Genomic DNA, 1,902 nt, shown 5'->3' with positions numbered 1-1,902 from the left:
GCTGACAGCTTTCCAGAAAACTTTGAGATTGACCCGACCTTATTTCATGCTTATGATTCTGGTGAGATTAGTTATAATCCTACTAGAACGGATTATCCTGCTAATACGGTGGGGAAGCAACTATCTGAAAATACGATGAGGTTATCTTCCTTAGAAACAGTAAAATTTACTCCAACGAGAAATTTAAATTTTTCAAAAATGAAAAAGATACCATCTAGTTATGCATTCAATCGAGCATCTGTTGGTAGCTATGTGGACAAATTTGGCGTAATCCGCTATGCGACGGTCAATACTCCTCGATTTACACATAACCCTTTAACAAAAGAATCTCTTGGTATTTTAATTGAGGAAGAAAAAATAAACTTCGTTACAAATTCTATTACAATAATTAGTAATAGTAGCGAAATCAGTAAAAATATTGGACAAGTAGCTCCGGACCTTTCATTAGATGCTCAAATTGTTGAAAAACTTGTGAATAGCGCTGTTTACTTTCAAGTACCCATGTCTGTACTTTCAGATGGAGTTTACACCAAAAGTATCTTTGTAAAAGCTAATAACAATATTGAAGCCATACTTGGTTTTGAAGGTATAGGGGGAGATTCATCAAATGGAGGATATATACAGTTTAATATATTGTCAAAGCAATTTTCTGGAAATACTAGTATTGCGTTGGATTATGGGTATGAAATATGGGATGATGGATGGCTTCGAGTGTTTGTCGTATGTCAGAAATCATCAAATAAAATCGTTTCTAACAAATTTTTCATAGGAGGGTTTCAAGTAAATACTACTAATAATCAATCTATGTATCTATGGGGAAGCCAGATAGAGTCGGGTGGATGGATGAGTAGCTATATGCCTTCCAATGGAATTTCTTTTAACCGTAAATCAGACATCTTCCCAATGCCAAAATCTGAAATATCTTCAAAAGAAGGTACTATTGTTGTGAATGGCGTTAAAAGGGGAAAGACCGATAGCACAGGTGGGTATAGGAAGATAATTTCACTTGATAATAAAGAAATAGTTGGATATATTCCTAATGATAATATAGTTTCCAGTGATTCTTCATCTAACCCAATGTTTTCTATTCCATCATCCTCTGGTGTAGATAGCATAGCTATAACTTACAATTCCTTTGAACGGAAATTGAGCGCGAATGGTGGACCAGTAATATTAGGAAGCAGTAATCCTGATTTCTTTAAATCTTCGACAACTTCTATCTATATTGGGAGAGGTATATCAAGTAATTATCTTAATGGGACTATAAAATCTATAAGATTCTATTCACAGAAAGCCACTGATAATCAATTGATTAAGCTATCACGAGACTCTGACCTTGTTTCAATAGCTGACGGAGGCATTACAAATAACAATGATTTAGGCTCAATGGCTTTTATGGACTATGAGACTTTATTGAACGAAAGGTTACGACAAGAATTTTCGATAGATGGTACAGGGATATCTCAAACCAGAAATATCCGAAGACCATTTAATTTCAGATTCGAAATTGTAGATAGTTCAGGGGTAACACTTACAGCTCAACCTGCCTCAAGCTGTACTGCTGGAACGGACAATGCGCTGACCTTTACAGCCCCGTTGGGTAAGACGCTCACCTATGCTATTACTCCAGTCTACGAAAACTAATTTTTACACCTGAGAGCAAAGGTTTCTTTGCTCTCTATACACATTTCTTATTATGAAAATTGCAACTATTAACATTTCGACGCCGTACAAGGTAACGGTTATTCCTACCCAAATGCGCTTTTCTCTCAAACGAGACTTGTTTGAGTACGAAGGTGCAAAGCTCTGTGAAATCCAATACGAGATTTTAGCTGAGAAATACACGCAAATGGTGCCAAAGATTGATGAAAATGGACAACCCGTTTTAAAATCCAATAAACC

Annotated in this window: 2 protein-coding genes; both read left to right on the top strand. The window is 36.0% G+C overall.

The features are described from left to right. The coding region (locus GVN22_RS27145) for a hypothetical protein (protein WP_205691057.1) at positions 1-1,644 on the top strand (1,644 nt) is incomplete at its 5' end. A 52-nt stretch (positions 1,645-1,696) separates the two neighbouring features. Further along, the coding region (locus tag GVN22_RS27140) for a hypothetical protein (RefSeq protein WP_166554134.1) at positions 1,697-1,902 on the top strand (206 nt) is incomplete at its 3' end.

Source organism: Cellulophaga sp. BC115SP, from assembly GCF_009905545.1.
Lineage (GTDB): Bacteria > Bacteroidota > Bacteroidia > Cytophagales > Spirosomataceae > Flectobacillus > Flectobacillus rivi.
Note: the sequence above shows the minus strand (reverse complement) of the source record. Positions and strands in the feature narration are given on the sequence as shown.